Below are 26770 nucleotides of genomic sequence, written 5' to 3' on the forward strand. Positions count from 1 at the left end.
GGAAGGGGGCAGCACTGGCGAGTGGCACGCTGCGGCATGGGCATTCGCTGTCAAGTTACTTCTGGGGCGGCGTCATCAGAACCTTGCCGCTCATGCCGGCGATCAGCTCGCTGTAGCGGCCATCGACCACTGCCGTCAGCTTGACTGACTGGCTGACGGGATCGACGCGTGCACCGATGCGCTGGACTTTGGCCGGATAGGTCTTGCCGGTTTCATCGATGCTGACCTGGAAGGCAGTGCCGCTGCGCAGCCAGCTCAGCCAGCGTGACGGCACGATAAATTCGAGTTCCAGTGCGCTGTCATCAATGATTTCTACCAGCGCCTGACCGGGCTGGACATATTGCTGTTCGCGCGCCTTCTGTTCGGCCACGCGGCCGGCAAATGGTGCCGTGATCTGGCATTTACCCAGCAGCGTGCGGTTGGCGCTTACTTCGGCCTGTGCCTTGAGCGTTTCCGCCTTGGACATGTCGAGCTCGACCTGGCCCACGGAATTGAGCTGGGCCAGCTTCTGGTTGCCCTTCCAGTTGGTATCGGCCGCCATCAGCGCGGCCTCGGCCTTGGCGAGCTGGGCCTGTTGCAGCGCGCAGTCGAACTGCACCAGCAATTGTCCCTGCTTAAAGGCGGCACCTTCGGCCACGGGCAGGCGGTTGATCTTGGCGCCGATCTCGGCCGCCAGCGTGGTATAGCGGCGCGGCGCCAGCTGGGCGCGGATTTCGCGGCTTTCCAGTGCGGCGCCGGCTGGTGCCAGGGTGACAGCGCTGGTCTGCCAGGTCACGCTTGCCAGCAGGATGCCCAGGCCAGTGCATACCCGCTTCATGGGCGGCCCTCGATGGCCGGCAATTGGCCCTGATTCCAGCGGTTGAGCGACTGGCTGACGGCTGCCGTCAGCTGGTCCAGCGGCATGCCGGATGCAGCGGTAATTGCCGCTTCCATGCCCAGCGTTGCCTGCAGACGCGAAGCTGCGGCCTGGGCGTTGGAGATCGCCTGATAGCGGCGCAGCTGGGACAGCACGGCGGCGCTCTGCTGCGAGACGCGGTCTAGTGCCGACTGTTTCTGCGCCTCGGCCTGATTACTGATGTGCTGCGCCAGACGGGTGTCGACGGCTGCGATGGCATCGGCACGGGTGTACTGGCGTGCGGCGTTGGCATACTGCAGGCGGGCCACGTGCAGCTGGCTCAGTACGGCCATCTGGGTAGCCATGCGGCGCTGTTCGGCCAGCGCTACGCCGGCTTCGGCCAGCCGCATCTGCGCCGGAGCAGACAGCAGGCCGAGCAGGTTGAAGGAAATCTGTGCGCCAGCTTCGTTCCAGTTCTGGTGGATCAGATAATCGTCATTGCTGTGCTTGACGCCATAGTTGAACGACAGGCCAGGGAAGATTTTCAGCAGCGCGCGGCGGGTTTCCTGCTGGGCGATGCGGGCGTTGTACATGCCTTCGCGCAGGTCCGGGTTGCGCAGCAGTGCATATTCTTCCAGCCGTTCGACCGGCTGCTGCAGCCAGGCGGTGCCGACTTCGGCGGCGGGCTCCTGCACGCTGTAGTCCGTCGTCAGTGGCAGGCTGGTCAGCGTGGCCAGTTCAATTTTGCTGGTCGACAGCTCCTGCTCTATGGCTTCGAGCAGGCGCAGGTTCTCCAGCAGCTGGCGCTGGTAGCGCAGCGGTTCCAGCGGTGAACGGATGCGGTCGTCTTCGGCCTTGCGCGCATCGGCGAGGGCGGTCTCCGAGTCGCTGATGGTCTGGCGCAGCTGAGGCAGCAGTTTTTGTGCGGCGACGACGCGCCAGTAGGCCGAGCGTACGTCCTGCACCAGATTGTTGAGGGCTTTGCGATGGCGTTCGGCGGCGATCAGTACGCGGTCGGCATTCTGGCGTGCGGCGTAATAGCTCTGGCCGAAGTCCAGCAGGCTCCAGGAAATCCCCACTTCGCTGGTGACTGACTGACGGCTGGACGAAATATAGGGGTGGGCCAGCGATGGGGTGCCAGTGACGGAATCCGTGCTACGGGTGATCAGATCGTTGTTGCGGTCGCGGTAGCCGGCTGAAGCGATTACCTTGGGGAGTAGGTCGAACTGGCCGAGATCCAGCGTGCCCTGGGCTACGGCTTCTTCCATGGCGCGCAGACGGCGGTCGGCGTTGTACTTGATGGCGCGGGCAATGGCGCCATCCAGCGTCAACACGCCCGTTAGCGGCTCGACGTCACGGGCGAGATGGGCTTTGTCCCGTTCCAGTGTGCTGCGTACTTCGGGCAGTGTGAGCTGGGATTGTTCTACCTTGAGCGTGGAGCAACCTGTGAGCAGAAACAGACCCAGGGACAGGGGAGCAAGAACGGAAAGTTGGCTGGAACGCATCAAGACATCTCTTGGTAGTTAAGAATGATTGATAAAATGTTCATCTTATTCTTAACTAAAGGAAACGGGTATCCGCAATTTGGACTGTTTTTTGGGGGCTTTGCAGCTAGTTTGAGCCAGCGCAAGCGGCAGGCGCGGTAGGCGGGTTGCTGCGGCGCCGCGGAAGGAAGCGATTTGCGCGGAAATAAAAAAAGGGAAGCCAGTGGCTTCCCTTTTTTGGTGGCGAGACTGCCGGCCAGATTAGCGGCGGGTATCGACCTGGATCAGCGGCTCATCCGACTGCGGGGGCAGTGGTTTGCGCTCGCGTGGCTTGCGTACTGGCGCCACGATGGCAGCCGCCGCTTCCTGTGCAGCACGCAGCTTGGCAGGATCAGTGGCCGCCAGCGTCAGACCGGCGGAGCTCAGCAGTGAATTCAGATCCGTGGCCGGAGCAGCTGCAGGCGCAGGTGCAGCGACTGGTGCCGGTGCCACGACGACTGCTTCGGCAGGCACTGGCGCAGCAGCGACTTCAGGGCTGGCAACTGCCGGTGCGGCTTCTACCACTGGTTCAGCAGCAACCGCTGCGGCAACTTCCACTACCGGCGCAGCGGCAACCTCGGCCACTGGCGCAGCGACTGGTGCAGCAGCGACTTCAGCGACGACAGGTGCAGCTTCTGCCACAGCTACCGCTTCGACTGCCGGAGCAGCAACTTCAGCGGCAACTGGCGCAGCCTCGGCAGCCGGGCTAGGCGCCGGCGCTGGCGCTGGCGCTGCAACAGGCGCTTCTGCAACTGCTACAGGTGCAGGGGCAGCGGCTTCCACGGCGGCAGCAGCAACCGGTGCAGCTACTTCAGCGGCGACTGGTGCGGCGGCAACGGCTTCCACTGCGGCTTCCACTACAGCTGGCGCGGCGGCAGCGGCTTCGCTGACAGCAGCTACAGGTGCTTCGGCCGTATCAGCCGGTGCCACGGTGAACTTCAGCGTACCCTGTTCGCCCTGTTCGCCAGCAAGGGCTTCCTGACCTTCGGCGCCATCGCGCTCGCGGCGGTTACGGTTGCGGCCACCACGACGGCGGCGGCGGCGTGGCTCTTCGCCATCGGCAGCCTCGTTTTCTTCACCTTCCGGACCATTCTGCGGTGCAGCTTTCAGGATGGTGGTGGCGGCGTCCGTGGCCGGACCGTTCAGCGCGGCGGCTGGATTGAGTACCAGTTCTTCCGCTTTGGCTTCCTGGCTGGCTTTCTCGCCACGAGGTTCACGCGGTGGGCGTGGAGCGCGCTCGCGTGGTGCTGCTGCTTCGCCGTTCTGGCCTTCACGGGGTTCGCGTGGTTCGCGCGGTGGACGTGGTGGACGGGCTGGGCGGCCATTGCTTTCGCCTTTGCCTTCTTCGCTGCCCGGACGGGCGGCACCGGCTTCGCGTTCCTCACGCTCGCCGCGGCCAGCTTTGCCGCTACGGTTACGGCCACGTGCGCCACGACCGTTGCGCTCGCCACGGTCACCGGCAGGGGTTTTCACCACGATGGTCGGCTGCTGTGGCAGAGCGGCAGGTGCCGGCTCTGGGCTCAGGAAGCTGAACAGACGGGCGAAGAAGCCTTTCTTCGGTGCGGTCGGAGCCGGTGCTGGCACAGGCTTGATGACGGTTTCGCTGGCTTTATTGCGTTCCACCATAGGCGCCGGCTGATCCGGCGTAATGGTTTTGACGACGGCTTCCTGACGCGGCTTGGCTTCTTCCTTCTGGCGCTTGCTGTAGGCCATGTCGGTTTCTGCCTGCTCGGCCAGGTTGTAGCTGGCCTGATGGTCTTCCAGGCGCGGATCGTCGTGCTTGATGCGTTCCAGCTTGTAGTGCGGGGTTTCCAGATGCTTGTTCGGCACCAGAATGATGGTGATGCGATGACGCGTTTCGATCTTCAGCACTTCGCCGCGTTTTTCGTTGAGCAGGAAGGCGGCAACGTCCACCGGCACTTGCACGTGGATGGTGGCCGAGTTTTCCTTCATCGCTTCTTCCTGAATAATCCGCAGCACTTGCAGGGCGGACGATTCGGTATCGCGGATGTGGCCGGTGCCGGAGCAGCGCGGGCAGGTCACATGCGAACCTTCGGACAGGGAAGGGCGCAGACGCTGGCGCGACAGTTCCATCAGGCCGAAGCGGGAAATCTTGCCCATCTGTACGCGGGCACGGTCGTGGTGCAGCGCATCTTTCAGACGCTGTTCCACTTCACGCTGGTTCTTGGCCACTTCCATGTCGATGAAGTCGATCACGATCAGGCCGCCCAGGTCACGCAGACGCAGCTGACGGGCAACCTCTTCGGCCGCTTCGCAGTTGGTGTTGAAGGCCGTGGTTTCGATGTCCGAACCGCGGGTGGCGCGGGCCGAGTTGACGTCGACAGAAACCAGCGCTTCGGTGTGGTCGATCACGATGGCGCCGCCCGATGGCAGCGGTACGGTACGCGAGTAGGCCGTTTCGATCTGGTGTTCGATCTGGAAACGCGAGAACAGCGGTACGTCGTCGCTGTAGCGTTTTACACGGTGCACCATGTCGGGCATCACGTGGCTCATGAACTGGTGCGCCTGCTCGTAGATCTCGTCGGTATCGATCAGGATCTCGCCGATATCAGGCTGGAAGTAATCGCGAATCGCGCGGATCACCAGCGACGATTCCTGATAGATCAGGAATGCGCCCGGAGCCGACTTGCCGGCGCCTTCGATCGCGCGCCAGAGTTGCATCAGGTAGTTCAAGTCCCACTGCAGTTCATCGACATTGCGGCCGATGCCGGCGGTGCGGGCGATCACGGACATGCCTGGTGGCAGGTCCAGCTTGTCCATGGTTTCGCGCAGTTCCTGACGCTCTTCACCTTCGACACGGCGCGAAACGCCACCACCGCGCGGGTTGTTCGGCATCAGCACCAGATAGCGGCCCGCCAGCGAAACGAAGGAGGTCAGGGCAGCGCCTTTGTTGCCGCGCTCTTCCTTCTCCACCTGCACCATGATTTCCTGGCCTTCGCGCAGCGCTTCCTTGATGGTCGCGTTGCGTACGTCTATGCCTTCACGGAAATAAGTGCGTGCAACTTCTTTGAATGGCAGGAAACCGTGGCGATCTTCACCGTAGCTGACGAAGCAGGCTTCGAGCGACGGTTCGATGCGGGTGATCACGCCTTTGTAGATATTCGACTTGCGCTGTTCGCGGCCCGCCGTTTCGATGTCGATATCGATCAGTTTCTGACCGTCGACGATGGCTACGCGCAGCTCCTCTTGCTGCGTAGCATTAAACAACATGCGTTTCATTTTTATAAACTCCGCGACCCTAAGGTCATCTCTGTGCCAGCTAGCCGCAGGGCGGCCAGATGACGTGGTACAGGGATATACGCGAGAACGGGAGTGATGGCGGTGGGTATGCCCATCCTGTGCGTAGTCGCAGCGCACCCCTCGGGGAGCACTACGCGGCCGCAACTGGGCGCATGAAGCCGATCGTCATGCCGCTGTGTTCGCATCACCAGCAACTCATCCATGCGGCCCCGACGGACGGCAGAGAATCGCGGGCGGTGAACAGCCTCGGTTGGGCCAGATCCTGGCCGGGCTCGCATACTGCACGCCACAGACTGCTAAGGTCGCTGATGGCAACCCTGCGTCGTACGTGCAGCAAAGACCGGGGTCTGGCAAAGACGGCAAGCGTTATCTACTTCATCAACCGGACAGCTGGACCCTTGATCCATCTGCCCGGACTTTATCCTTACAAAGCTATCACTTTAATTCTACGTCCCTGCCTGTCTCCGATTACAACTGCGGTGCAACCCTGAGCCCGGCAAGGGCGGTGCGTATACATTTTTTTCCTCTGAATTTGCAATTAGGCGAGGCCAGTGGAGACGCCCCTGTGTAAAATGTGCTTTTATTCTTACACTTTCCGCAGTGTGAACTGCAGCGAAACGATTATATATTCAAAATGAAGGACTTAGAGAGATTTCTGGGAAGACAGAGCAAATGAGGCAACAAAAAGATGTTTCCCCGCCTTCAACACCACAAGAGCGCCCGCAAAATTCGCTGCAAGCACAGTTTGTGACCATCACGGAAGAAGAAGCGGGCCAGCGTATTGACAATTATTTATTGCGCGTCTGCAAGGGCGTGCCGAAAAGCCACGTCTACCGCATCCTGCGTTCGGGCGAAGTACGGGTCAATAAGGGCCGGATCGACCAGCTTTACCGGCTGGTGGCGGGGGATATGGTGCGGATACCGCCTATCCGCATCGCCGAGAAGGCTGAAAACAGCCATGTGCCGGCGGCCGAATTCAGCGTCATTTTCGAAGATGCCCACCTGCTGGTGATCGATAAACCGGCCGGCGTGGCCGTGCACGGCGGCTCCGGCGTATCGTTCGGCGTGATCGAGCAGTTGCGCGCAGCCCGTCCGGAAGCCAAGTTTCTGGAACTGGTGCACCGGCTGGACCGCGATACGTCCGGTTTATTGTTGTTAGCAAAGAAACGTTCGGCCCTGACCAGCCTGCATGAGCAGATGCGCGACGGCCATACGGACAAGCGTTATCTGACCATGGTGGCCGGCGACTGGAAGAATGCCCGCCAGCACGTCAAACTGGCGCTGCATAAATATAGTACGGCCGACGGCGAACGGCGTGTGGCCGTGCAGGCCGACGGTCAGCCTTCGCACACGGTATTTACCTTGCTGAAGAAGTTCAAGGACTATGCCCTGCTGGAAGCGGAACTGAAAACGGGGCGTACCCACCAGATCCGTGTGCACACCTCGGCCTCCGGCTTTCCTATATTAGGTGACGATAAATACGGTGATTTCGCCCTGAACAAGGCCTTGCAGAAGGCCACCGACGAGCGTGGCGCGCTGAAACGCATGTTTCTGCACGCCTACCAGATTACGTTTACCCATCCGGAGTCGGGCAAAATCATGACCCTGAAAGCGCCTTTAGCGCCCGAATGTGAGCGATTCTTGTTAAGCTTAGGGAAACCAGTTAACTAATCGTAAATATCTTGAGGAGTCGCCCCTAGGGGGGCGGCCGGATTACATGGCAAGAAAGCAATTTGATTTAATCGTCTTCGATTGGGATGGAACCCTGATGGATTCCACCTCAACTATCGTGAAATGCATACAGGCGGCCGCGCGCGACCTGTCCTTGCCGATTCCGCGCGACGACGTGGCGGCCCACGTGATCGGTCTCGGCCTGCATGAAGCCATGCAGGCGGTGCTGCCCGAGGTGGATCCGGCCTACTATCCGCGCATGGTGGAGCGTTACCGCTACCATTTCCTGTCGCGCGACCATGAACTGGCGCTGTTCCCCGGCGTCCACGACATGCTGACGGAACTGTCGCAGAATGGCTATTTCCTTGCCGTGGCCACGGGCAAGAGCCGGGTAGGGCTGAACCGCGCCATGAACGATGTCAAAGTGCTGTCCCTGTTCGATGCCACCCGTTGCGCTGATGAAACATTTTCCAAGCCCCATCCTGCCATGTTGCAGGAATTAACGCGGGAGTTAGGGCAGGATATGCGCCGTACGGTGATGATAGGGGATACCACCCATGACTTGCTGATGGCCAATAACGCCGGTGCGCAGGGGATTGCTGTGCAATATGGTGCTCATCCGGTCGATCAGCTGGCGGCCTGTAATCCCTTGTACTCGGCTGCCACGGTGGCCGAACTGCACCAATGGTTGAGCGAGTACGCATGATGGCGAACGAAGAAATCCTGATCTGCGCGGCCGACACCGTGCTCGAAGGCGGTAAAGGCGTACGTTTTCCCGTAACGGCTGGCGGCGATGATGCCACCGGCTTTGTCGTGCGCTATGGCGGACAGGCGTATGCTTATCTGAATCGCTGCGCCCATGTACCGATAGAACTGGACTGGGCCGAAGGCGAGTTCTTCGAGTCCAGCGGCCTGTATCTGATGTGCTCCACCCACGGCGCCGTGTATGTGCCGGAAAGCGGCCATTGTGCCGGCGGCCCTTGCAAAGGTGGCCGGCTGCGGCCTATCGCAGTGGTCGAACGCGATCAGCAACTGTACTGGCAGCCTGACGACTATGTGCGTCCGGCCCGCGCCTGAATGTAGTTAAAAGATAAATATGAGCGATAACACCAGCGAAAACCCCGAAAACCAGCCCAACGGCGCCGAAAAGTCCGTCAACTCGCCCGCCGCCAGTGCGCCGGTGGCGGCGGCGCCATGGGAGCGCGAAGTGCTGGAAAAACTGGTGTTTGCTGCCTTGAACGAGCAGAAAGCGGCTCGCCGCTGGGGCATCTTCTTCAAAGCCATTACCGTGGTGCTGGTGGTAGTGGCGCTCAGTGCCTACCTTGATCTGGGCTGGACCGGCTCCGACGGCGAAGCGCTGGGGCGGCATACGGCGCTGATCGAGATCGAAGGTGCCATCGAATCGGAAGGCAGCGGCTCGGCGGCAGTGGTGATCCCCGCGCTGAACAAGGCTTTTTCCGACAGTGGCTCGGTGGCGGTGGTGATGCACATCAATAGCCCGGGCGGTAGCCCCGTGCAGGCCGGCATGATCGTTGATGAAATGCACCGTCTGCGCAAAGGCTATCCGGGCAAGCCGCTGTACGTGGTGGTGGACGAAATTTGTGCCTCGGGCTGCTACTACATTGCCGCCGGTGCCGACCGCATCTATGTCAACAAGGCCAGCATCGTCGGTTCCATTGGCGTGCTGATGGATGGCTTCGGCTTCTCCGGCATCATGGACAAGGTGGGAGTGGAGCGCCGCCTGCTGACGGCGGGCGAGAACAAGGGCTTTATGGATCCGTTCAGCCCGCTTTCCGACAAGCACAAGCAATATGCCCAGTCCATGCTCAATGAAATCCACCAACAGTTCATCCAGGTGGTGCGCGAAGGGCGCGGCAAACGTCTGAAGGAAAGCCCGGAAATGTTCTCCGGCCTGTTCTGGACGGGGGCAAAGTCCATCGACATGGGGCTGGCCGATGCTTTCGGCACTGTCGATAGCGTGGCGCGCGATGTGATCAAGGCGGAAGACATCATCGATTACACCCAGCATGAAGGCTTGCCGGAGCGGGTGCTGAAAAAATTTGGCGCGGCGCTAGGCGCTGGCGCCATGAAAGCCAGTCTGGAGCGGGTACAGCCGGCCCTGCGCTGAATCGTGAGTATTGGTGAAAATCTCGCTTGCATCCCCGATGTGATGAGCTATAGTGAAGCTGTAGTTCTTTCCAAGGGGGGCGATATAAACAGTTTATTTTGTTTTCACCACAATCTTGATCAGACAGACGGAACTACTACACTGCATCGTGGATGCAGCCTCGAGTGAATTGCGATTCCTCATACAGCCCCTGCCGGGGTTGAAGACAGCGGTGCAATGCCGCTGTTTTCTTTGGGTCTGTCAGTTTGCGTAAAGCCCCCCTTATCTAACCATGCAAGAAAATCCACCTGCCGCTGCGCGTGCCATAGCTGGTTGGCGGCGACAGGCACGTCGTCATTTTGCAGGGCGTAGCGGCACTGCATGATCAGGAGCTCGGTGCGGTGGCTGGCTGCCGCTAAGGCACTTAGTGCTGGAAGTTTAGTAAGCTTAGACATAACAGTTCTCTCTGGCACATTCCTAGTCGATTAGGCGGATTCCTAATCGGGTTTCAGTCTAGCAAGTGAAACGGTGCTCGATTTGATGTGCGTCAACCAACAGCTTTGTCTAGGACATTGCTTTCAAGCAGATATCACTGGCTTTCCCCCGTCCTGCACCATCCTGTAAAATCGGCCTATGAGCAAACTATCCCTAGACCGCATCCTGCAATCGCAGGGTTTTGGCACCCGTAAATACTGCCGTTCGCTGATCGACGATGGCGAAGTCAGTATCGCCGGCGTGGTGCACGACAATTACAAAGAAACCATAGCAACGGATGGACTGGTCCTCACCATCTTCGAAGAAGAATGGGCCTACCGCGAACATCTGTATATCGCGCTGTATAAACCTGCCAATTTCGAATGTTCGCGCAAGCCCAGCCACCATCCCGGCGTGCTGACGCTGCTGCCCGAGCAGTTCAGCTGGCGCGAACTGCAGCCAGTAGGCCGGCTTGACCACGATACGACCGGCATGCTGCTGATGTCCGACGATGGCCCATTTATCCATGCACAATCGTCGCCGAAGCGCCATGTTCCAAAAATCTATCAGGCCACGACGGCAGAGCCGGTAACGCCTGAACTGATAGAGCAGCTGAAATCCGGCGTGCAATTGCATGACGAACCGGCGCCACTGGCGGCCCAGCATTGCGTGCAGCGCGGCGAGCATCAGCTGGAAATCGTGCTCGAGCAGGGCAAATACCATCAGGTCAAACGCATGCTGGCTGCAGCCGGCAACCATTGCAGCGCGCTGCACCGTTCGGCCATCGGCGGCCTGACGCTGGATGCGCTGGCGCTGGAAGAGGGCGAGTGGTGCTATCTGACGCCGGAGCAACTGGCTTTGCTGGTGCCTAGCGCATGAAACTGGCCACCCTGAACGACGGCACGCGCGATGGCCAGCTGATGGTGGTGTCGCGCGACCTGAAGACGGCGCAGCTGGCCGATGGCGTGGCACGCACGCTGCAGCGGGCGCTGGACGACTGGAGCTTTATTGCACCCCAGCTCGATGCCATCTATCAGGAACTGAATCAGGGCCGGGGCCGCCGCACGTTTGCGTTCGAGCCGGCGCGCTGCATGGCGCCGCTGCCTCGGGCGTTCCAATGGGCCGACGGTTCGGCCTATGTGCACCATGTGGAGCTGGTGCGCAAGGCGCGCGGGGCAGAACTGCCTGCAGCGTTCTGGGAAGACCCGCTCATGTATCAGGGCGGCAGCGATGATTTCATCGGACCCTGCGACGACATCGCCCTCTTCCACGAAGAATGGGGCATCGATTTCGAAGCCGAAGTGGCCGTCATCACGGACGATGTGCCCATGGGCGCGACGCCTGATCAGGCGCACCAGCGCATCCGCCTGCTGATGCTGGTCAACGACGTCTCGCTGCGCAATCTGATTCCGGAAGAGCTGGCCAAGGGCTTCGGTTTCGTCCAGTCCAAGCCGGCCACGAGTTTTTCGCCCGTGGCCGTAACGCCGGACGAATTGGGCGATGCGTGGAAAGGCGGCAAAGTCCACCTGCCGCTGCATTCCACCTGGAACGGCAAGCTGGTCGGCAAGCCACAGGCCGGGGTCGATATGGTGTTCAACTTCCCGCAACTGCTCGCCCATCTGGCCAAATCGCGCAATGTGCGCGCCGGGTCCATCATCGGTTCGGGCACGGTGTCCAATACTGATGGCAAGCGCGGCTATTCCTGTATCGCCGAGCAGCGTTGCGTGGAGATGATCGCTGATGGCGTGGCTAGCACGCCGTTCATGGCGTTTGGTGACACCATCCGTATCGAAATGTTCGATAGTGATGGCAAGTCCATCTTCGGTGCCATAGACCAGAAAGTCACCCAGGCAGGTGTTTGAAAGTTAAATTTCCAATAGGAAATACCGAGTAAGGCGGGAAAACCCGCCGTATTCGGCTGATGGGCCGGCGCGCGCGAGCGGGATAATGGCACGATCAACAGAGTTCCCTTAACCCCGACCCCCGCAGCAGGCAGGCACCATGGCAGAAGATAGCGACGCCGAAAAGACCGAACCCGCGTCACAGAAGCGCCTCGAGCAGGCGCGTGAGGAAGGCGACGTTCCCCGAAGCCGGGAAGTGGCGACGTTTACCGTGCTGATGGCAGCCGGTGCCGGTCTGTGGATGACGGGTGAAGGGCTGATCCGTCAGCTCAGTTCGGCGCTGGTGTCGGGGCTGGCCCTGACACCGGAGCAAGTGTTCGATGCCGATGTGCTGATCAACCGCATCCTGGTCGATCTGGTGCGCGTGCTGCTGGCCTGTCTGCCGCTGGGCGTGGCCGTGATGATCGTAGCGCTGGTGTCGCCCCTGCTGGTGGGCGGCTGGCTGTTCACCGGCAAGGCCGTGATGCCGAATTTCGGCAAACTCAATCCCATCAACGGTATCGGCAATATGTTCTCCACCAATGCGCTGGTGGAGCTGTTCAAGGCCGTGGCCAAGGCGCTGGTGGTCGGGCTGGTGGCCTGGCTGGTGGTGATGAAGCAGAAAGATGCCGTGATCGGGCTGGCCGTCGAGCCGCTCAAACTGGGCACCGCCCATCTGCTGCATATGCTGGCCAGCAGCTTTTTGTTCATCGTCGGTGCGCTCGGCTTTATCGCCGCCATCGATGGTCCTTACCAGATGTGGCATTACGCCAACAAGCTGAAGATGACCCGTCAGGAACTGATCCAGGAATCCAAGGAGTCGGACGGCAATCCCCAGATCAAGGCCAAGATTCGCCAGCTGCAGCGCGAGATGGCCAAACGCCGCATGATGGCCGATGTGCCGACCGCCGATGTGGTGGTCACCAACCCGACTCACTATGCGGTAGCGCTGAAGTACGACGACGGCATGCGCGGTGCGCCGCGCGTGGTGGCCAAGGGTACGGACGAAGTGGCGGCCAAGATCCGCGAGATCGCACGCGAGCACAAAGTGACCATGCTGGAAGCGCCGCCACTGGCCCGTGCGCTGTTCAAGCATACGGAAATCGGCGACGAAATTCCGGAAGCCTTGTACGCGGCAGTGGCCGAAGTGCTGGCCTATGTGTTCCAATTGCGTCTGTTCAGCAAAGGCAATGGCAACCGTCCTGAAGTACCGAAGAAACTCGAGGTGCCGCCAGAGCTGGACCCTCTGCACGTGAGCACGCTCAAGCAGCAAACTGATACGAATAACGGAGCACCTGTATGAACGCCCTGAGCAACATCAAACTGCCGCCATGGTTGCAAGGCCTGGCCAATAGCCGTAACAAGAGCAGTCTGGCCGCGCCTATCCTGATCATCATGATGCTGGGCATGATGGTGCTGCCTCTGCCGGCCTTCATACTGGATTTGCTGTTCAGCTTTAACATCGCCCTGTCCGTAATCGTGCTGCTGACCAGTCTGTACACGGTCAAGCCGCTGGATTTCATGGCTTTCCCGACCATCCTGCTGGTATCGACCATGTTGCGTCTGTCGCTGAACGTGGCCTCGACCCGCGTGGTGCTGACCCAGGGCCATACCGGTGCCGATGCGGCCGGTAAGGTGATCGAAGCATTCGGCCACTTCCTGATCGGCGGTAACTACACGGTCGGTATCGTGGTGTTCATTATTCTGACCATCATCAACTTCACCGTGGTCACCAAAGGTGCGGGCCGTATTGCCGAGGTGGGCGCCCGTTTCGCACTGGACGCGATGCCCGGTAAGCAGATGGCGATCGACGCCGACCTGAATGCCGGCCTGATCGGCGAAGCGGAAGCGCGCAAGCGCCGTAGCGAAGTGGCGCAGGAAGCCGAATTCTACGGCGCCATGGACGGTGCCAGTAAATATGTACGCGGCGATGCCGTGGCCGGTATTCTGGTGACGGTGATTAACGTGGTGGGCGGCCTGCTGGTGGGCTTGCTGCAGCACGATATGCTGTTCGCCGACGCGATCAAGAACTACACTCTGCTGGCCATCGGTGACGGTCTGGTGGCACAGATTCCATCGCTGGTGATTTCGACGGCAGCCGGTATCGTGGTGTCGCGCGTGGCCAGCGAGCAGGATATCGGTACCCAGGTGGTAGGCCAGCTGTTTGCCAAGCCGCAGGTGCTGTATATCACGGCCGCCATCATCGGCGGCATGGGCCTGATTCCGGGTATGCCGAATCTGGTGTTCCTGCTGCTGGCCGCTGTACTGGGCGGTTCGGCCTATCTGCTGACGCGCAAGGAAGAATCCACCAAGGCGGAAGAGGTGGCGGCGGCCGAAGCAGCTGCGGCGGCACCGGCCACGGCGCCCGAGCAGGAAGAAGCCAGCTGGCAGGACATCATGCCGGTCGATACGCTGGGGCTGGAAGTGGGCTACCGCCTGATTCCGCTGGTTGACAAGACGCAGGGTGGCGAGCTGCTCAAGCGCATCAAAGGCATCCGCAAGAAGTTTGCCCAGGAAGTGGGCTTCCTCGCGCCACCTGTGCACATCCGCGACAATCTGGAACTCAAGCCTTCGGCCTACCGTATCGCGCTCAAAGGGGTGGAAGTGGGTACGGGCGAAGCCTATAACGGCCAGTTCCTGGCGATTAATCCCGGCATGGCCAGCGGCACCTTGCCCGGCATGGCCACCAGCGATCCGGCCTTCGGCCTGCCCGCTACGTGGATCGATGCCAGCCTGCGCGATCAGGCCCAGAGCATGGGCTATACGGTGGTTGATGCGGGCACCGTGGTGGCCACCCACCTGAACCATCTGATTACTACTCACGCTTCCGAGCTGCTGGGCCGTGCTGAAGTGCAGGCGCTGCTCGACCATCTGGGCAAGGATGCGCCCAAGCTGGTGGAAGATCTGGTGCCGAAAACGGTGTCGCTGTCGACGCTGCAGAAAGTGCTGCAGAATCTGCTGGTGGAAGGCGTGCATATCCGCGATATGCGTTCGATTATCGAAACGCTGGCCGAGCATGCCGGCAATACGCAGGATCCGAACGACCTGACGGCGCTGGTGCGGATTGCACTGGGTCGTGCCATCGTGCAGCAGCTGTTCCCCGGTGCTAACGAATTGTCGGTGATGACGCTGGATAACCGGCTGGAACGCTTGCTGATGCAGGCGCTGGCCGCCAGCGGTCCGGATGGTGCCGGCATCGAACCGGGGCTGGCCGATACCATCGCCCAGCAAGCCCAGCAGGCTACGGCCCAGCAGGAAGCGCTGGGGCTGACGCCGGTACTGCTGGTGCCTGGCCCGCTGCGGGCGCTGCTGTCGCGCTTCCTGCGCCGTTCGCTGCCGCAGCTGAAAGTGCTGTCGCATGCCGAAGTGCCGGAATCGAAAACCATACGTGTGACCGCGCTGGTAGGTCAGCAGCCCGCCTAATCAGCAGCATGTGACTGGCACGCTATTGCGCCAGTCGCAGTACAGGCCATGCAGGCAGCCTAGACTGCCTGCATGGACGATGACTATGATAGCCCTTGGAAGGAAGTGCTGGTCCACTATCTGCCGGACTTTATGGCCTTCTATTTTCCGCGTGCCCATGCCGCCATCGACTGGACGCGGCCGTTCAGCTTCCTTGATCAGGAACTGGCCGCCCTTACAGTTGGTGCGGCGTCGGGTAGACGGATGCTGGATAAACTGGTCCGCGTAGCCCGAGCCGACGGTGCCGAGCAGAGCTTGCTGCTGCATGTGGAACTACAGGGCTGGCGTGACGCTGCCTTTGCCGAGCGCATGTTCATCTACCATTATCGGGTGTATGACCGCTATCGCCAGCCGGTGGCCAGTATGGCTTTGCTGCTGGATGATAGCTGGCGCTGGCGTCCCGCGCACTTTGGCTATCAGGTACTGGATAGCCGCTTGCAGCTGGATTTTCCGGTGGTGAAGCTGCGCGATTTCGAGGCGCACATGGAGCGGTTGTGCAGCGATCCGAATCCGTTTGCGCTGGTCACGCTGGCCCATCTGCATGCGCGCCGGACGCGGCGCGATGCGTTTCAGCGGCGCCATGCGAAATGGCATCTGACCAAGCTACTGTTGCAGCGCGACTGGGATAGGCAGCGTATCATCGATCTGTATCGCACCATAGACTGGCTGCTGCGGCTGCCAGCCAGCCTGGAAAGCCGGGTGCGGCGTGGCATACATCTGATAAGGGAGGGTACCGACATGGCATACCTATCTTCTCTCGAGCGTTACGGTCTGGAGCAAGGCTTACAGCAAGGACAGGCCGCGCAGTTGCTGGACATACTGGAGTTGCGTTTCGGTACTTTGCCTGAGGCCGTACGCAACCGTGTAGCGACGGCAGAATCTGCCCAGTTACGGCGCTGGGCGCGCAACTTTGTTTTTGCCGAGCGGCTGGAACAGGTATTTGCCGCGGAATAGGCGGCTGGGGCTGCATAGGGGAAATACGGCCGAATTGTCCTCTTGTTCATCGGATCGTTTCCGGAGTGCATCGTCAATAATGGCACTGTACGAGGAAAAGTCGTCTCACCCAGAAGACGCTACTCGCCCCAGAATGCAGAGAGCCGGCCATGAACGTCAAAAAATTTACCGCCCCGACCTCCCGTGAAGCGCTGCGCAAAGTGCGCGAAGCCTTGGGCCCGGATGCCGTCATCCTGTCCAACCGTCAGGCCGACGGTGAAATCGAGATCCTCGCGCTGGCGAACGAAGACGCCGCCTCGCTGGCCATGCCGGCTCCCCATTCGCCTATGGCCGAACCGCCACCGATGCTGGACCTGCCTAGCGCTGCACCGGTAGCACGCGCCGAAGCGCCACGCGCTGCCGCACCAGCACCGCGTGCTCCTGCCGCCGCACCACGCCGCCCTGCAGCACCTGTTGCCGCTGCTGCGCCAGCCTACGCTAGTGCACCGGCTGCTGCCCCCGCTGCTGCAGCCATGAGCGCCGACCAGATCAACGCCATGGTGGCTGCCGCTGTAGCCAGCGCCAAGGAATCGGCCGCTGCCGAAATGATGGGCATGATGAATGAAATCCGCGCCATGCGCGGCATGATGGAAACCCAGCTGGCGGAAATCTCGTGGGGTGCCACCCAGTCGCGCGAACCACAGAAAACTGCCGTACTGCGCGAAATGCTCGCCGCCGGCTTCTCGGCCAGCCTGGCCCGCTACCTGATAGAAAAACTGCCAGCCAACCGCGATGCGGCCGATAGCATGCGCTGGATTAAATCGGTACTGAGCCGCAATCTGTCGGTGATGTCCAACGAAGATGCACTGCTCGATCAGGGCGGTGTGTTCGCGCTGGTCGGTCCTACCGGCGTCGGCAAGACCACCAGCACGGCCAAGCTGGCCGCCCGCTGCGTGATGCGCCACGGCCCGGACAAGCTGGCCCTGATCACCACCGATGCCTACCGTATCGGTGCGCACGAACAGCTGCGCATCTACGGCAAAATCCTGGGCGTGATGGTGCATTCGGTGAAAGACGAAGCCGACCTGCGCATCGCCCTGAAAGAACTGAAAAACAAGCACACCGTGCTGATCGATACCGTCGGTGTGAGCCAGCGCGACCAGATGGTGACGGAGCAGGTATCGATGCTGCAAGGCGCCGGTGCCAACGTCAAACGCCTGCTGTGCCTGAACGCCACGGCCACCCAGGAAACCCTGAACGAAGTGGTGCGCGCCTACCAGGGCAGCGGTCTGGCCGGCTGCATCATGACTAAACTGGACGAAGCGGCTGCCATCGGCAATGTGCTGGACGTGGTGATCCGCCAGAAGCTCAACCTGTTCTATGTGTCGAACGGCCAGCGCGTGCCGGAAGACCTGCATCTGGCTGATCCGGCTTATCTGATCGACCGTGCTTTCAAACTCAAGCGCGATGCGGCCGCCAGCCAGTTCCTCGATGCCGAGCTGCCGCTGGTAATGGGCGCCGGCACCAGCGATTCCGCACTGCGCGAGGTGCACCTTGGCTAATTTCGATTTCGATCAGGCCGAAGGCCTGCGCCGCATGCTGGCGGGGCCCAAGCCCCGTATCGTTACCTTCCTGTCTGCTTCGCCAGCGGACGACAAAGCCGCCATGCTGGTCAATCTCGGTGCTTCGCTGGCCCGTGCCGGCAACGACGTGCTGCTGATGGATGCCTGCGCCAGCGCCCATGGCGTGGCCAGCCGTCTGGGCGTCGATAGCGGCGCCAGCCTGCTCAACGTGGCACGGCAGGAATGTGCGCTCGATCAGGTTATCCATCAGGTACCGCAGGGTTTTGCTGTCGCGTCGATGACGCGCGGCCAGCCACGCAGCGGCCCGGACGAGACGCGCCGTCTGGCCAAAGCCTTCGACGTACTGGTGAAACAGACGGGCATCGTGATCGTCGATGGCGAATTCGATGCCCACGGCTTCCCGCTGCCCGTCATGGATAGCTCGGAAATTGTGGTGCAAGTGGGAAAAAGTGCTGCCTCGATCACGGCCGCATACAGTATGATCAAGCGTCTGAATCAGGAACTGGGCCGTCGTCCGTTCGGAATTCTGGTCACCGGGGCTTCCGAAGCGGAAGCAAAGGTGGTATACGATAACATGGCACAGGCTGCTAGCCGTTATCTGGCAGTCAACCTGATTTCCATGGGCTCGGTCCCGGCGGATGAATACCTGCAACGCGCAGCACGCTTGGGGCGTGCCGTGGTCGATGCGTTTCCGCTGGCCGGTGCTTCCGTGGCGTTCCGCCAGCTGGCCGGACGGTTTGCCATGGCGGCAAGCCCGGCCTGGCGCTAGGTCCGGCACGACGAGTGAACTAGTACGGTTGCAGACACGTACTCAATGACGATAAAAATAGTTTATGTACACGGTTAAAGGGAAAGCGGACAAGAATTCTTTACTGACGGAGCATATGCCGTTGGTCAAGCGCTTGGCCCATCACATGAAGGCGAAACTGCCCCCCAGCGTCGAAGTCGACGATCTGGTGCAGGCCGGTATGATCGGTCTGCTGGACGCCATCAGCCGGTACGAAGATAGCCATGGCGCCCAGTTCGAAACCTATGCCGTGCTGCGCATCCGCGGCGCCATGCTGGACGAGCTGCGCAATAGCGACTGGCTGCCCCGTTCCATGCGCCAGAACATGCGCAAGATCGAAGCGGCCATGAGCACGCTGCAGCAGCGTCTGGGCCACCCGCCGACCGAATCGGAGGTGGCGAAAATGCTCAAGCTGTCGCTGGCCGACTATCAGGAAATGCTGTCCGATGGCGGCGGCCACCAGCTGGTCTACTACGAAGATTTTCACGACGACGATGGCAACGATAGCTTCCTCGACCGCTATTGCTCGGATGAAGAAAGCGATCCGCTGCGCGCACTGCTGGACGGCGACTTCCGCCAGGCCGTGATCGACGCCATCGATGCACTGCCGCCGCGCGAAAAGATTCTGATGGGGCTGTACTATGAAGAGGAGCTCAACTTGAAAGAAATCGGCGCCGTGATGGGCGTGTCGGAATCACGCGTATCGCAATTGCATACGCAAGCAGTGGCACGTCTGCGTGCTTCGCTGCGGGAGCGGTCATGGACTGGGCCAGCGTAGCCGGGGTGCTGCTGGCGCTGGCCGGCATCATCATCGGCCAGTCGCTGGAAGGCGGCAAGCTGGCCTCGCTGTTCCAGCCGGCGGCCTTCGCCATCGTGGTGGTGGGCACGGTCGGTGCCGTGCTGCTGCAAAGCCGTTTTGCCAGCTTCAAGCGCGGCCTGCGCATGCTCAAGCTGGTGTTCGCGCCACCGCCGGACACCCGGCTGGCACTGGCGCGCGAGATCAATGCCTGGAGCCTGTCGGCGCGGCGCGATGGCCTGCTGTCGCTCGAACGTTACATGCTGTCCTCGAAAGACCCGTTCATTACCAAGGGCCTGCGCCTGATCGTCGACGGCATCAATCCCGACAAGCTGCGCCAGATTCTGGACGCCGAAATCACCGTGTACGAAACGGAAGAGCGGCTGGCTGTGCGCATCTGGGAATCGGCAGCCGGCTATTCGCCCACCATCGGTATTCTGGGCGCCGTGCTGGGCCTGATCCACGTGATGGAAAACCTCACCGATCCGAACAAACTGGGCGCCGGTATCGCCGTGGCCTTCGTCTCCACCGTGTATGGCGTGGGGCTGGCCAATCTGCTGTTCTACCCGATTGCCAACAAGCTCAAGGCCGTGGTCACGCAAGCCGTGTTCCAGCAGGAGATTGCTGCGGCCGTGTTCTACGACATCGCCACCGGCGACCATACCCGCGTGATCGACGAACGGGTGGCCACGCTGATGCGGGGGCGCTAGCATGCAGAACCGGCGCGCCCGCAGAAAGTTCGACGACGAACCGGAAAACCACGAGCGCTGGCTGATCTCGTATGCCGACTTCATCACCCTGCTGTTCGCTTTCTTCGTGGTGATGTATGCGATCTCCTCGGTCAATATCGGCAAGTACCGGGTGTTTTCCGACGCGCTCGGCGATGCTTTCGGCGGCGCCGGTTCGGCCCAGCTGATCAACACGGAAGTGCCCAGCCTGCCGCTGCCGAATGTGGCCATCAAGCGCCACGCCGATGCCGTGCGCAAGGAAAAGGAACACATGACCAAGCTGGCACAGGACCTGCTGTCCACGCTGGCGCCGCTGGTCAAGGAAGGCAAGGTCAGGGTGACGCAGAACAGCCGTGGCGTCAGCGTGGAAATCAATGCCTCGGTACTGTTCGATCCCGGTGATGCGCGCCTGACCGCGGAGTCCACGGAAGCACTGCGCGCCGTCGCGTCGCTGCTGCGTAGCGATAGTCACAATGTGCAGGTGGAAGGGCATACCGATAACCAGCCTATCCGCAATGCGCTCTTCCCGTCCAACTGGGAACTGTCGGCCGTGCGCGCCAGCAGCGTGGTGCGGCTGTTCGTCGATGCCGGCGTGGGGGCGGAACGCCTGACGGCGGTAGGCTATAGCTCGAATGTACCGGTGGCCTCCAATGATGATCCTATCGGGCGCGCGCGCAATCGCCGCGTGGCCGTGACCATCCTGTCCGGCATACCGGAAACCGTCACGGAAATTCCTACCGGCCTGCCGAATCAGTAAGCGGCAAAGTAAGCCGGAAAATAAGCCGGAAAATAAGCCGCAAAGACAGCAATGGCGACAGCGCAGAGATGCGGTGTCGCCATTTTTTTCGTGTGCTGTGCCTGCTGCCGCCGGAGGGCAGCAGACGCATTGGAAGACTGTTAGCCGGCCAGGAAACCGCGGCTGCGTGGCAGGGTGGTGGACATGCCGCCGGGACCGTAGAAATTATTCGGTGCCGCATGGGCAGGGCGCAAGGCTTGCAGGGCAGCCTGGGTATGGTTCATCTGCTTGTTGATCAGCATGCCGTTGATGCGGTTCAGCTCTTTGGCTTCGCGCGTATGCTGTAACAGGGCTCGCCACAGTGTGGCGGCTTCGCGGGCGTCGGCGCCGCTGGCGGCCACCCAGGCATCCATGCCGGCTTCTTCGGCCGGATAACCGGCCCGGCCCAAAGCCCGGTGGCGCTGGGCCGACAGCATGGTCATCTGCGTGACCAGCGTGTTCTTCTTGGTGGTGATGGCCGGCATGCCTTCCATCTCCGCCGCTACCAGTAATTGCTGCTCCTGCTTGAGCACATCCACCAGCGTGGACATAATCTGTTGTTCTTCGCGCAGGCTGTTCAGCGGGGTAGCGGTTGCCATGATGGACCTATCGTTTACGTGAGTGCAGCAGATCCTTGACGGTGTCGAGTAAGCCATCTGCTACTTTTTCTGAATTGACCTGGAACTGGCCGTCAGCAATTGCGAGCTTGATGCGTTCGACTTTTTTAGTGTCGAACACTGCGCTGCTGCTGCCGGTCGAACTGGCCGCCAATGCCTGCCCTTGTGGCGACAGGCGCACATTGTCTGACGTCGCTGGCGTGGCCGGAGCAGCGGCCTTTTCTGCGCCGCGCGCAGTCGAGGTCGAGGCCGGAGTCGCCGACGGCAAACCAGTGGTGCTCTTCAATGTATCGTTAATTTTCACAGCATTTCCTTCTCTGGTAGGAGTACGAAACTCCGGGATCTGAGTATCTATCGGCACCGTCTTAAGAAACTTTAGCGTTGCCTCGTATAAACTTCAGATCTGCCGTCGTTACGTCTGTTCCTGCGCACGCTGGCGCTAGAAAGCTACCTCTACCATGCCGCCTGCTTTGGCGATGCCACTGATCTGCTGGCCGCCTGCGGTACGCACTTGCACTACCTGTCCATCGCCGGCTGTGCTCATGGCACGGCCTTCGGAAGACACACTGAAACCATTGCCGCTGGTGATCACGCGCACCAGCTGGCCCGACTGCACCACCGGTTTGCTGCGCAGCGTATCGAGCCGCAGCGGCGTACCGGCAGGTAAGGAAATATTGGCACTTCGACCAATCACTTGCGCCGCTTCGGTGGCGATGCCGGCCGGCAGCATGGTCAGGTCGCCCTTGAGCGTGACCAGCTGGTTGCCGTCTATGCTCTGGCCCTGGGCCAGCGGCACGGCACTGGCCACATAGTCACCGATCACGGTCACCGTGGCTTGTACATAGATAGTCCATGGGCTAGGCGCTACGCAGCGCACACCCACCGTGGTCTTGCCCCAGGCGCGCGCACCGGCCATGAAGAAGGCTTGCGGCTCGGCACAGGCGGCCAGCTGCATGCGCGGATCGATGGCGCCTATGCTCAGCGTTACCTGGCCCGGCAGGCCGGCCGTCTGCACTTGCAGAAACTGTTCGACGCTGCGGCGCAGGGTGGCCGGGTCCTGGCGCTGCGCGGTGTTCTGGGCAGCAGCCGTGCCGACCGCCGTGGCGCTCAGGCAGAGCAGGGCGGCGTTAAGAGTGCAGGCGAGACGAGTATTCATGGCAGTTCAGCGGCCGTAGCCGGAAAGAGTCTTTCTGATGCTGCCATCTTAAACTTCCGCGCCCCACTTGAATGGATGAATAGGCTGGAAAAGCCCCCCCTTATTGGACGATGGTGCGGCACTGCTGATGCGTATCATCGATCCTGTCATTACACCTTGTCCGTGGTTGGACATTCATCAGTAGGCATGTGGAGAGGTTGGAGGCTGTCATGTTAGGAAAACTCGACGCTTATCTGCGCTTTAACGAAGCGGCACTGAGCTTGCGCTCGCAGCGCCAGGCTGTGCTGGCCTCGAACATCGCCAATGGTGATACGCCTAACTACAAGGCACGCGACATCGATTTCACCAGCGCGCTGCAAACGGCCCTGGATAAGAGCGGCGGCAATGTGCCGGCCACGCTGAAGACTACGGCGGCCAAGCATTTCCCTAACCCCCTGCAAGCAGCCGGTACCAATGCTGACGGTACGCCGCTGCTGTACCGCGGCGTAGTGCAGGGTGCGGTGGACGGCAATACGGTGGATATGGACGTGGAGCGCAACCAGTTCACCGATAACGCGGTGCGCTACGAAGCCGGCATCACCATGATCAATGCGCAGATCAAGCACATGATGGCCGCGATCCAGGGAGGTAATTAATTATGTCGCTGTTTAATATTTTCAATGTGTCCGGTTCGGCCATGAGCGCGCAGTCGCAGCGCCTCAACGTGGTGGCCTCGAACCTGGCCAATGCCGACAGTGCCACCAGTGCCAGCGGCGAAGCCTATCGTGCCCGCCAGGTGGTGTTCGAAGCCACCCCGCAGGCTGGTGACGGCAGCTCCACCGGCGTGCGCGTCAAGCAGGTGGTGGAAGACCAGTCGCCCATGAAGCAGATGTATGACCCGAAACATCCGATGGCGGACGAAAAAGGCTATGTGACCATGCCTAACGTGAATGTGGTGGACGAGATGGTGAATATGCTGTCGGCCTCGCGTTCCTATCAGACCAACGTCGAAACCATGAACGCAGCCAAAACACTGCTGCTCAAAACCCTGACCATCGGCCAGTAAAACCTAAGAGGCAATCATGACTATTAGCGGAGTAATCGACACGCCCAAGACTTCCACCGTCGCCAGTGCTGCCAGCACGGTGGCCAAGGATAGCGTGGCAGCCGATCAGGATAAATTCATGAAGCTGCTGGTAACGCAGCTGAAAAATCAGGATCCCTTGAACCCCATGGACAACGCTGCCATGACCAGCCAGCTGGCCCAGCTGTCGACCGTGACGGGCATAAACAAGGTCAATGCCACGCTGGAATCGCTGCGTACCGACCAGGCCAGTGCGCAGTCGCTGACGGCAACCAATCTGATCGGCAAAGGCGTGCTGGTGGCGGGCAAAGGTATCGAACTGTCGAGCAGCACCGACAGCAGCGGCAAGACCACCAGCAGCAGCGTGTTCGGGGTCGATCTGGCTTCGGCTGCGCAGAGCGTGACGATCTCCATCCAGGACGGTAGCGGTGCCACGGTGCGCACCCTGAGCCTGAAGAGCTCCGACGTGGGCACCTATCCCATCACCTGGGACGGCAAGACCGATGCCGGTGGCAAAGCTGCCGACGGCAACTATACCTTCACCGTCAAGGCCGTCAGTGGCGGCAAGACGCTGAGCGATGCTACTGCCCTGCAACTGGCCTCCGTGGCCAGCGTATCGACCGGTAGCGGCGGCGTGAAACTGAATACTTCACTGGGACAGTTCACCATGTCCCAAGTGAAAGAAGTACTGTAACGATTAACCGCTTCGCTTTATCTGAAGCGCACTTTAGCTCAAACCTAGCAGGGGGAATACCATGTTCCAACAAGGACTTAGCGGCCTGAACTCAGCATCCAAATCGCTGGATGTGATCGGTAATAACATCGCCAATGCCAGTACGGTAGGCTTCAAAGGCTCGCAGGCACAATTTGCCGATCTGTACGCCAACTCGCTGAACGGCGTGTCGGGCAACAATGCCGGTATCGGTGTGACCACTGCCAAGCTGGCCCAGCAATTCACTCAGGGCAATATCGAAACCAGTACCAACCCGCTCGATGTCTCCATCAACGGCGGCGGCTTCTTCCGCGAAGTGGTGAATGGCGCTGTGCAGTATTCGCGTAACGGCCAGTTCCATGAAGATAATACCCACACGCTGGTGAATGCCCAGGGCGCCCAGCTGACCGGCTATCTGTCCAATGCAGCCGGGGTGATCCTGCTCGGCGCACCAGTGCCGCTGACGCTGGACAAGTCCGACCTGACGCCGGTGCAGACCACCACGGCCAACTTCCAGCTGAACCTGAGCTCGGCCGAGAAAGTGCCGGCCACCATCCCCTTCGATGCCGGCGATCCGACCAGCTATAACAAGCAGACCGTGCTGAACGTGTACGACAGCCTCGGTACTTCGCACATCATGACCACCTATTACGTCAAGACCGATGCCAACACCTGGGACGTGTACGCTGCGGCCGATAACAAGGAGATCGTGTCCGGCAGCGTGGCGGCAGCCATCAATAGCGATGGCACCGTGCAGGGCGCCCGTACGGCCTACAACGATGCCGTGCGCGCCACGCCGCCTGATGTGGCAGCGATTGCGTCGGCCGCCGGTGCCTATGCCAGCGCCGCCTACAACTCCATGCTGACGGCCGCTTCGGTGCCACCGGCAGCAGCCTCGCAAGCCCAGCTGGACGCCCTGACGGCCGCCTTCTCGGCACTGGACCCGACTGCCAGCGGTTCGATTACCGGCATGACGCCGGACCAGATCAATGCCAAGCTGTCGGCCGCGATTACGGTACCGGCCATCAAGGTTGGCACCCTGCTGTTCGACAAGAACGGTGCGCTCAATCCGCAGGCCATGGCGCTGATGACGCCGCCACAGACCCTGCCGTTCAACATCAGTCTGCCGATCTTCCCCGATACCGGTGCCCAGCAGCCTATGGTGGTCTCGACCACTTTCGACAAGACCACCCAGTACGGCAGTGTGACCAACGATCTGGGTTCGGTCCAGAACGGTTATTCGGCCGGTTCGTGGCAGCGTTATGCGATCGATGAAAACGGCGTGATTCTGGGCCAGTACAGCAACGGTAAATCGCGCGCCATGGGACAGATCTGTCTGGCCAACTTCGCCAGCGTGGATGGTCTGACGCCGCTCGGTAACAATGCCTGGTCGGAAAGCTCGGCCTCCGGCACGCCAACCGTAGGGGTGCCGAATGCAGGTTCGATGGGCAAGCTGCGCGCCAGCTCGGTGGAAACTTCCAACGTCGACCTGACGGCAGAGCTGGTGAACATGATTACCGCCCAGCGCGTGTATCAGGCCAATGCCCAGACCATCAAGACGCAGGACTCGGTGCTACAGACGCTGGTCAACCTGCGCTAAGCCTAGCCGCGCACGCATAGTTACAGGAACGGAAAAAGGAAACGGCCATGGATCGTCTAGTCTATACCGCAATGACGGGGGCGCGCCACGTGATGGAGCAGCAAGCCACCGTGGCCAACAACCTGTCCAACGTCACCACCACGGGCTTCCGCGCCCAGCTCGACAGTTTTCGTGCCGTGCCGGTGGTGTCGGAAGGCCTGCAAACGCGGGCCTTCGTGGTTGATTCCACGGTCGGCGCCGACATGCGTGCCGGACCGATCCAGACTACCGGCCGTCCGCTCGATGTGGCGGTGCGCGATCAGGGCTGGCTGGCCGTCACCTCGGCCGACGGTTCGGAAGCCTATACCCGTAACGGTAGCCTGAAAGTCAGCGACAACGGCCTGCTGCAGACCCAGAGCGGGCTGACGCTGGTCGGTGATGGCGGCCCCATCGCCATTCCGCCCGATACCAACATCAGCATCGCCAGCGATGGTACGGTGAGTGCCATCTCGAACGATTTCAAACCGGGTCCGGCCAACGTGCTGGGCCGCTTAAAACTGGTCAACCCCGACACCAAGGGACTGGTGCGCGGTAATGACGGCCTGTTCCGTCAAACTAGCGGCGAAGTGGCGGAAAACGACCCCGCCGTACGTCTGGTCGATGGCGCGCTGGAAGGCAGTAATGTGAATGCCGTCGACTCCATGGTCAACATGATCAGTCTGGCAAGGCAGTTCGAAATGCAAATGAGTCTGCTCAAGAACGCCGAGAATAACGCCGCAAAAGCCACCCAGATCCTCGCTTTGAGTTGATGCCTGCTCCCGCATAATG

At 60.9% G+C, this 26770-nt stretch carries 26 protein-coding genes; 19 read left to right on the forward strand and 7 right to left on the reverse strand.

What is annotated here, in order from left to right:
• Window positions 1–55 precede the first annotated feature (55 nt).
• From GTP23_RS03880 to GTP23_RS03890, 3 genes are all read right to left on the reverse strand, one after another.
• Window positions 56–817, reverse strand: coding sequence for an efflux RND transporter periplasmic adaptor subunit (locus GTP23_RS03880; RefSeq protein ID WP_161033936.1), 762 nt, complete (start codon window positions 815–817; stop codon window positions 56–58).
• Window positions 814–2340, reverse strand: a complete 1527-nt coding sequence (locus GTP23_RS03885; protein WP_161033937.1) for a TolC family protein — start codon at window positions 2338–2340, stop codon at window positions 814–816. The genes GTP23_RS03880 and GTP23_RS03885 overlap by 4 nt, the downstream gene beginning before the upstream one ends.
• 240 nt (window positions 2341–2580) lie before the next feature.
• On the reverse strand, window positions 2581–5598 hold the full coding sequence (locus GTP23_RS03890; protein ID WP_161033938.1) for an Rne/Rng family ribonuclease: 3018 nt from the start codon (window positions 5596–5598) through the stop codon (window positions 2581–2583).
• Between the two features lie 693 nt (window positions 5599–6291).
• Here GTP23_RS03890 and GTP23_RS03895 point away from each other — a divergent pair.
• From GTP23_RS03895 to GTP23_RS03910, 4 genes are read left to right on the forward strand one after another with little or no spacing between them, the layout of a single operon-like run.
• On the forward strand, window positions 6292–7290 hold the full coding sequence (locus GTP23_RS03895; RefSeq protein WP_161033939.1) for an RluA family pseudouridine synthase: 999 nt from the start codon (window positions 6292–6294) through the stop codon (window positions 7288–7290).
• 46 nt (window positions 7291–7336) lie between these two features.
• Window positions 7337–7996: an HAD-IIIA family hydrolase gene (locus GTP23_RS03900; protein ID WP_161033940.1), complete on the forward strand. Its 660-nt coding sequence runs from the start codon at window positions 7337–7339 to the stop codon at window positions 7994–7996.
• A complete protein-coding gene (locus tag GTP23_RS03905; RefSeq protein ID WP_161033941.1) occupies window positions 7993–8367 on the forward strand; it encodes a Rieske (2Fe-2S) protein in 375 nt (124 codons plus the stop codon). Before GTP23_RS03900 ends, GTP23_RS03905 begins: the two co-directional genes overlap by 4 nt.
• Before the next feature lie 19 nt (window positions 8368–8386).
• Window positions 8387–9418: a S49 family peptidase gene (locus GTP23_RS03910; RefSeq protein ID WP_161033942.1), complete on the forward strand. Its 1032-nt coding sequence runs from the start codon at window positions 8387–8389 to the stop codon at window positions 9416–9418.
• 179 nt (window positions 9419–9597) lie between these two features.
• Here the strand turns inward: GTP23_RS03910 and GTP23_RS03915 are convergent, their stop codons facing one another.
• Window positions 9598–9852 (reverse strand): hypothetical protein, encoded by a 255-nt coding sequence (locus GTP23_RS03915; RefSeq protein ID WP_161033943.1) that lies wholly within the window; start codon window positions 9850–9852, stop codon window positions 9598–9600.
• Between the two features lie 178 nt (window positions 9853–10030).
• Here GTP23_RS03915 and GTP23_RS03920 point away from each other — a divergent pair, with 178 nt between their 5' ends.
• The 10 genes from GTP23_RS03920 to motD all read left to right on the forward strand — a co-directional run bounded on the left by GTP23_RS03920 (window position 10031) and on the right by motD (window position 20797).
• Window positions 10031–10750: a pseudouridine synthase gene (locus GTP23_RS03920; protein WP_161033944.1), complete on the forward strand. Its 720-nt coding sequence runs from the start codon at window positions 10031–10033 to the stop codon at window positions 10748–10750.
• The gene (locus GTP23_RS03925; protein WP_161033945.1) at window positions 10747–11733 is read left to right on the forward strand and encodes a fumarylacetoacetate hydrolase family protein; all 987 of its coding nucleotides are present in this window, start codon (window positions 10747–10749) and stop codon (window positions 11731–11733) included. Before GTP23_RS03920 ends, GTP23_RS03925 begins: the two co-directional genes overlap by 4 nt.
• Window positions 11734–11872: 139 nt before the next feature.
• A complete protein-coding gene (gene flhB, locus GTP23_RS03930) occupies window positions 11873–13054 on the forward strand; it encodes a flagellar biosynthesis protein FlhB (protein ID WP_161033946.1) in 1182 nt (393 codons plus the stop codon).
• Complete coding sequence (flhA, locus tag GTP23_RS03935) at window positions 13051–15174, forward strand: flagellar biosynthesis protein FlhA (RefSeq protein WP_161033947.1); 2124 nt, start codon at window positions 13051–13053, stop codon at window positions 15172–15174. The genes flhB and flhA overlap by 4 nt, the downstream gene beginning before the upstream one ends.
• Window positions 15175–15246: 72 nt before the next feature.
• A complete protein-coding gene (locus GTP23_RS03940; RefSeq protein WP_161033948.1) occupies window positions 15247–16167 on the forward strand; it encodes an RpnC/YadD family protein in 921 nt (306 codons plus the stop codon).
• Window positions 16168–16316: 149 nt separating this feature from the next.
• Window positions 16317–17708 (forward strand): flagellar biosynthesis GTPase FlhF, encoded by a 1392-nt coding sequence (flhF, locus tag GTP23_RS03945; RefSeq protein ID WP_161033949.1) that lies wholly within the window; start codon window positions 16317–16319, stop codon window positions 17706–17708.
• Window positions 17701–18498, forward strand: coding sequence for a MinD/ParA family ATP-binding protein (locus GTP23_RS03950; protein WP_161033950.1), 798 nt, complete (start codon window positions 17701–17703; stop codon window positions 18496–18498). Before flhF ends, GTP23_RS03950 begins: the two co-directional genes overlap by 8 nt.
• A 64-nt stretch (window positions 18499–18562) precedes the next feature.
• Window positions 18563–19294 carry an RNA polymerase sigma factor FliA gene (locus GTP23_RS03955; RefSeq protein WP_155433248.1) on the forward strand — a complete coding sequence of 244 codons (732 nt, stop codon included), beginning with the start codon at window positions 18563–18565 and terminating at the stop codon, window positions 19292–19294.
• On the forward strand, window positions 19276–20022 hold the full coding sequence (locus GTP23_RS03960) for a flagellar motor protein (protein WP_161033951.1): 747 nt from the start codon (window positions 19276–19278) through the stop codon (window positions 20020–20022). Before GTP23_RS03955 ends, GTP23_RS03960 begins: the two co-directional genes overlap by 19 nt.
• A gap of 1 nt (window position 20023) precedes the next feature.
• Entirely contained in the window at window positions 20024–20797 is a 774-nt protein-coding gene (gene motD, locus GTP23_RS03965) for a flagellar motor protein MotD (protein ID WP_161033952.1), read from the forward strand.
• Between the two features lie 140 nt (window positions 20798–20937).
• Here motD and GTP23_RS03970 read toward each other — a convergent pair whose 3' ends face one another.
• The 3 genes from GTP23_RS03970 to flgA form a co-directional block, all read right to left on the reverse strand.
• A complete protein-coding gene (locus GTP23_RS03970; RefSeq protein WP_161033953.1) occupies window positions 20938–21414 on the reverse strand; it encodes a flagella synthesis protein FlgN in 477 nt (158 codons plus the stop codon).
• Between the two features lie 7 nt (window positions 21415–21421).
• On the reverse strand, window positions 21422–21736 hold the full coding sequence (gene flgM, locus GTP23_RS03975) for a flagellar biosynthesis anti-sigma factor FlgM (RefSeq protein ID WP_161033954.1): 315 nt from the start codon (window positions 21734–21736) through the stop codon (window positions 21422–21424).
• A gap of 135 nt (window positions 21737–21871) precedes the next feature.
• The gene (gene flgA / locus GTP23_RS03980) at window positions 21872–22588 is read right to left on the reverse strand and encodes a flagellar basal body P-ring formation chaperone FlgA (RefSeq protein ID WP_161033955.1); all 717 of its coding nucleotides are present in this window, start codon (window positions 22586–22588) and stop codon (window positions 21872–21874) included.
• A gap of 209 nt (window positions 22589–22797) precedes the next feature.
• On the opposite strand from flgA, the gene flgB reads away from it, so the two are divergent.
• The 5 genes from flgB to flgF all read left to right on the forward strand — a co-directional run bounded on the left by flgB (window position 22798) and on the right by flgF (window position 26751).
• Window positions 22798–23223: a flagellar basal body rod protein FlgB gene (flgB, locus tag GTP23_RS03985; protein WP_155433253.1), complete on the forward strand. Its 426-nt coding sequence runs from the start codon at window positions 22798–22800 to the stop codon at window positions 23221–23223.
• A gap of 2 nt (window positions 23224–23225) precedes the next feature.
• On the forward strand, window positions 23226–23633 hold the full coding sequence (gene flgC, locus GTP23_RS03990; protein ID WP_155433254.1) for a flagellar basal body rod protein FlgC: 408 nt from the start codon (window positions 23226–23228) through the stop codon (window positions 23631–23633).
• 16 nt (window positions 23634–23649) lie between these two features.
• Entirely contained in the window at window positions 23650–24345 is a 696-nt protein-coding gene (locus tag GTP23_RS03995) for a flagellar hook assembly protein FlgD (protein ID WP_161033956.1), read from the forward strand.
• Window positions 24346–24406: 61 nt separating this feature from the next.
• Complete coding sequence (locus tag GTP23_RS04000; RefSeq protein ID WP_161033957.1) at window positions 24407–25963, forward strand: flagellar hook protein FlgE; 1557 nt, start codon at window positions 24407–24409, stop codon at window positions 25961–25963.
• Between the two features lie 47 nt (window positions 25964–26010).
• Entirely contained in the window at window positions 26011–26751 is a 741-nt protein-coding gene (gene flgF, locus GTP23_RS04005; protein WP_155433257.1) for a flagellar basal-body rod protein FlgF, read from the forward strand.
• The last annotated feature ends 19 nt before the right edge of the window (window positions 26752–26770 follow it).

Source organism: Duganella fentianensis, from assembly GCF_009857835.1.
In the GTDB taxonomy this organism is placed as follows: domain Bacteria; phylum Pseudomonadota; class Gammaproteobacteria; order Burkholderiales; family Burkholderiaceae_D; genus Rugamonas; species Rugamonas fentianensis.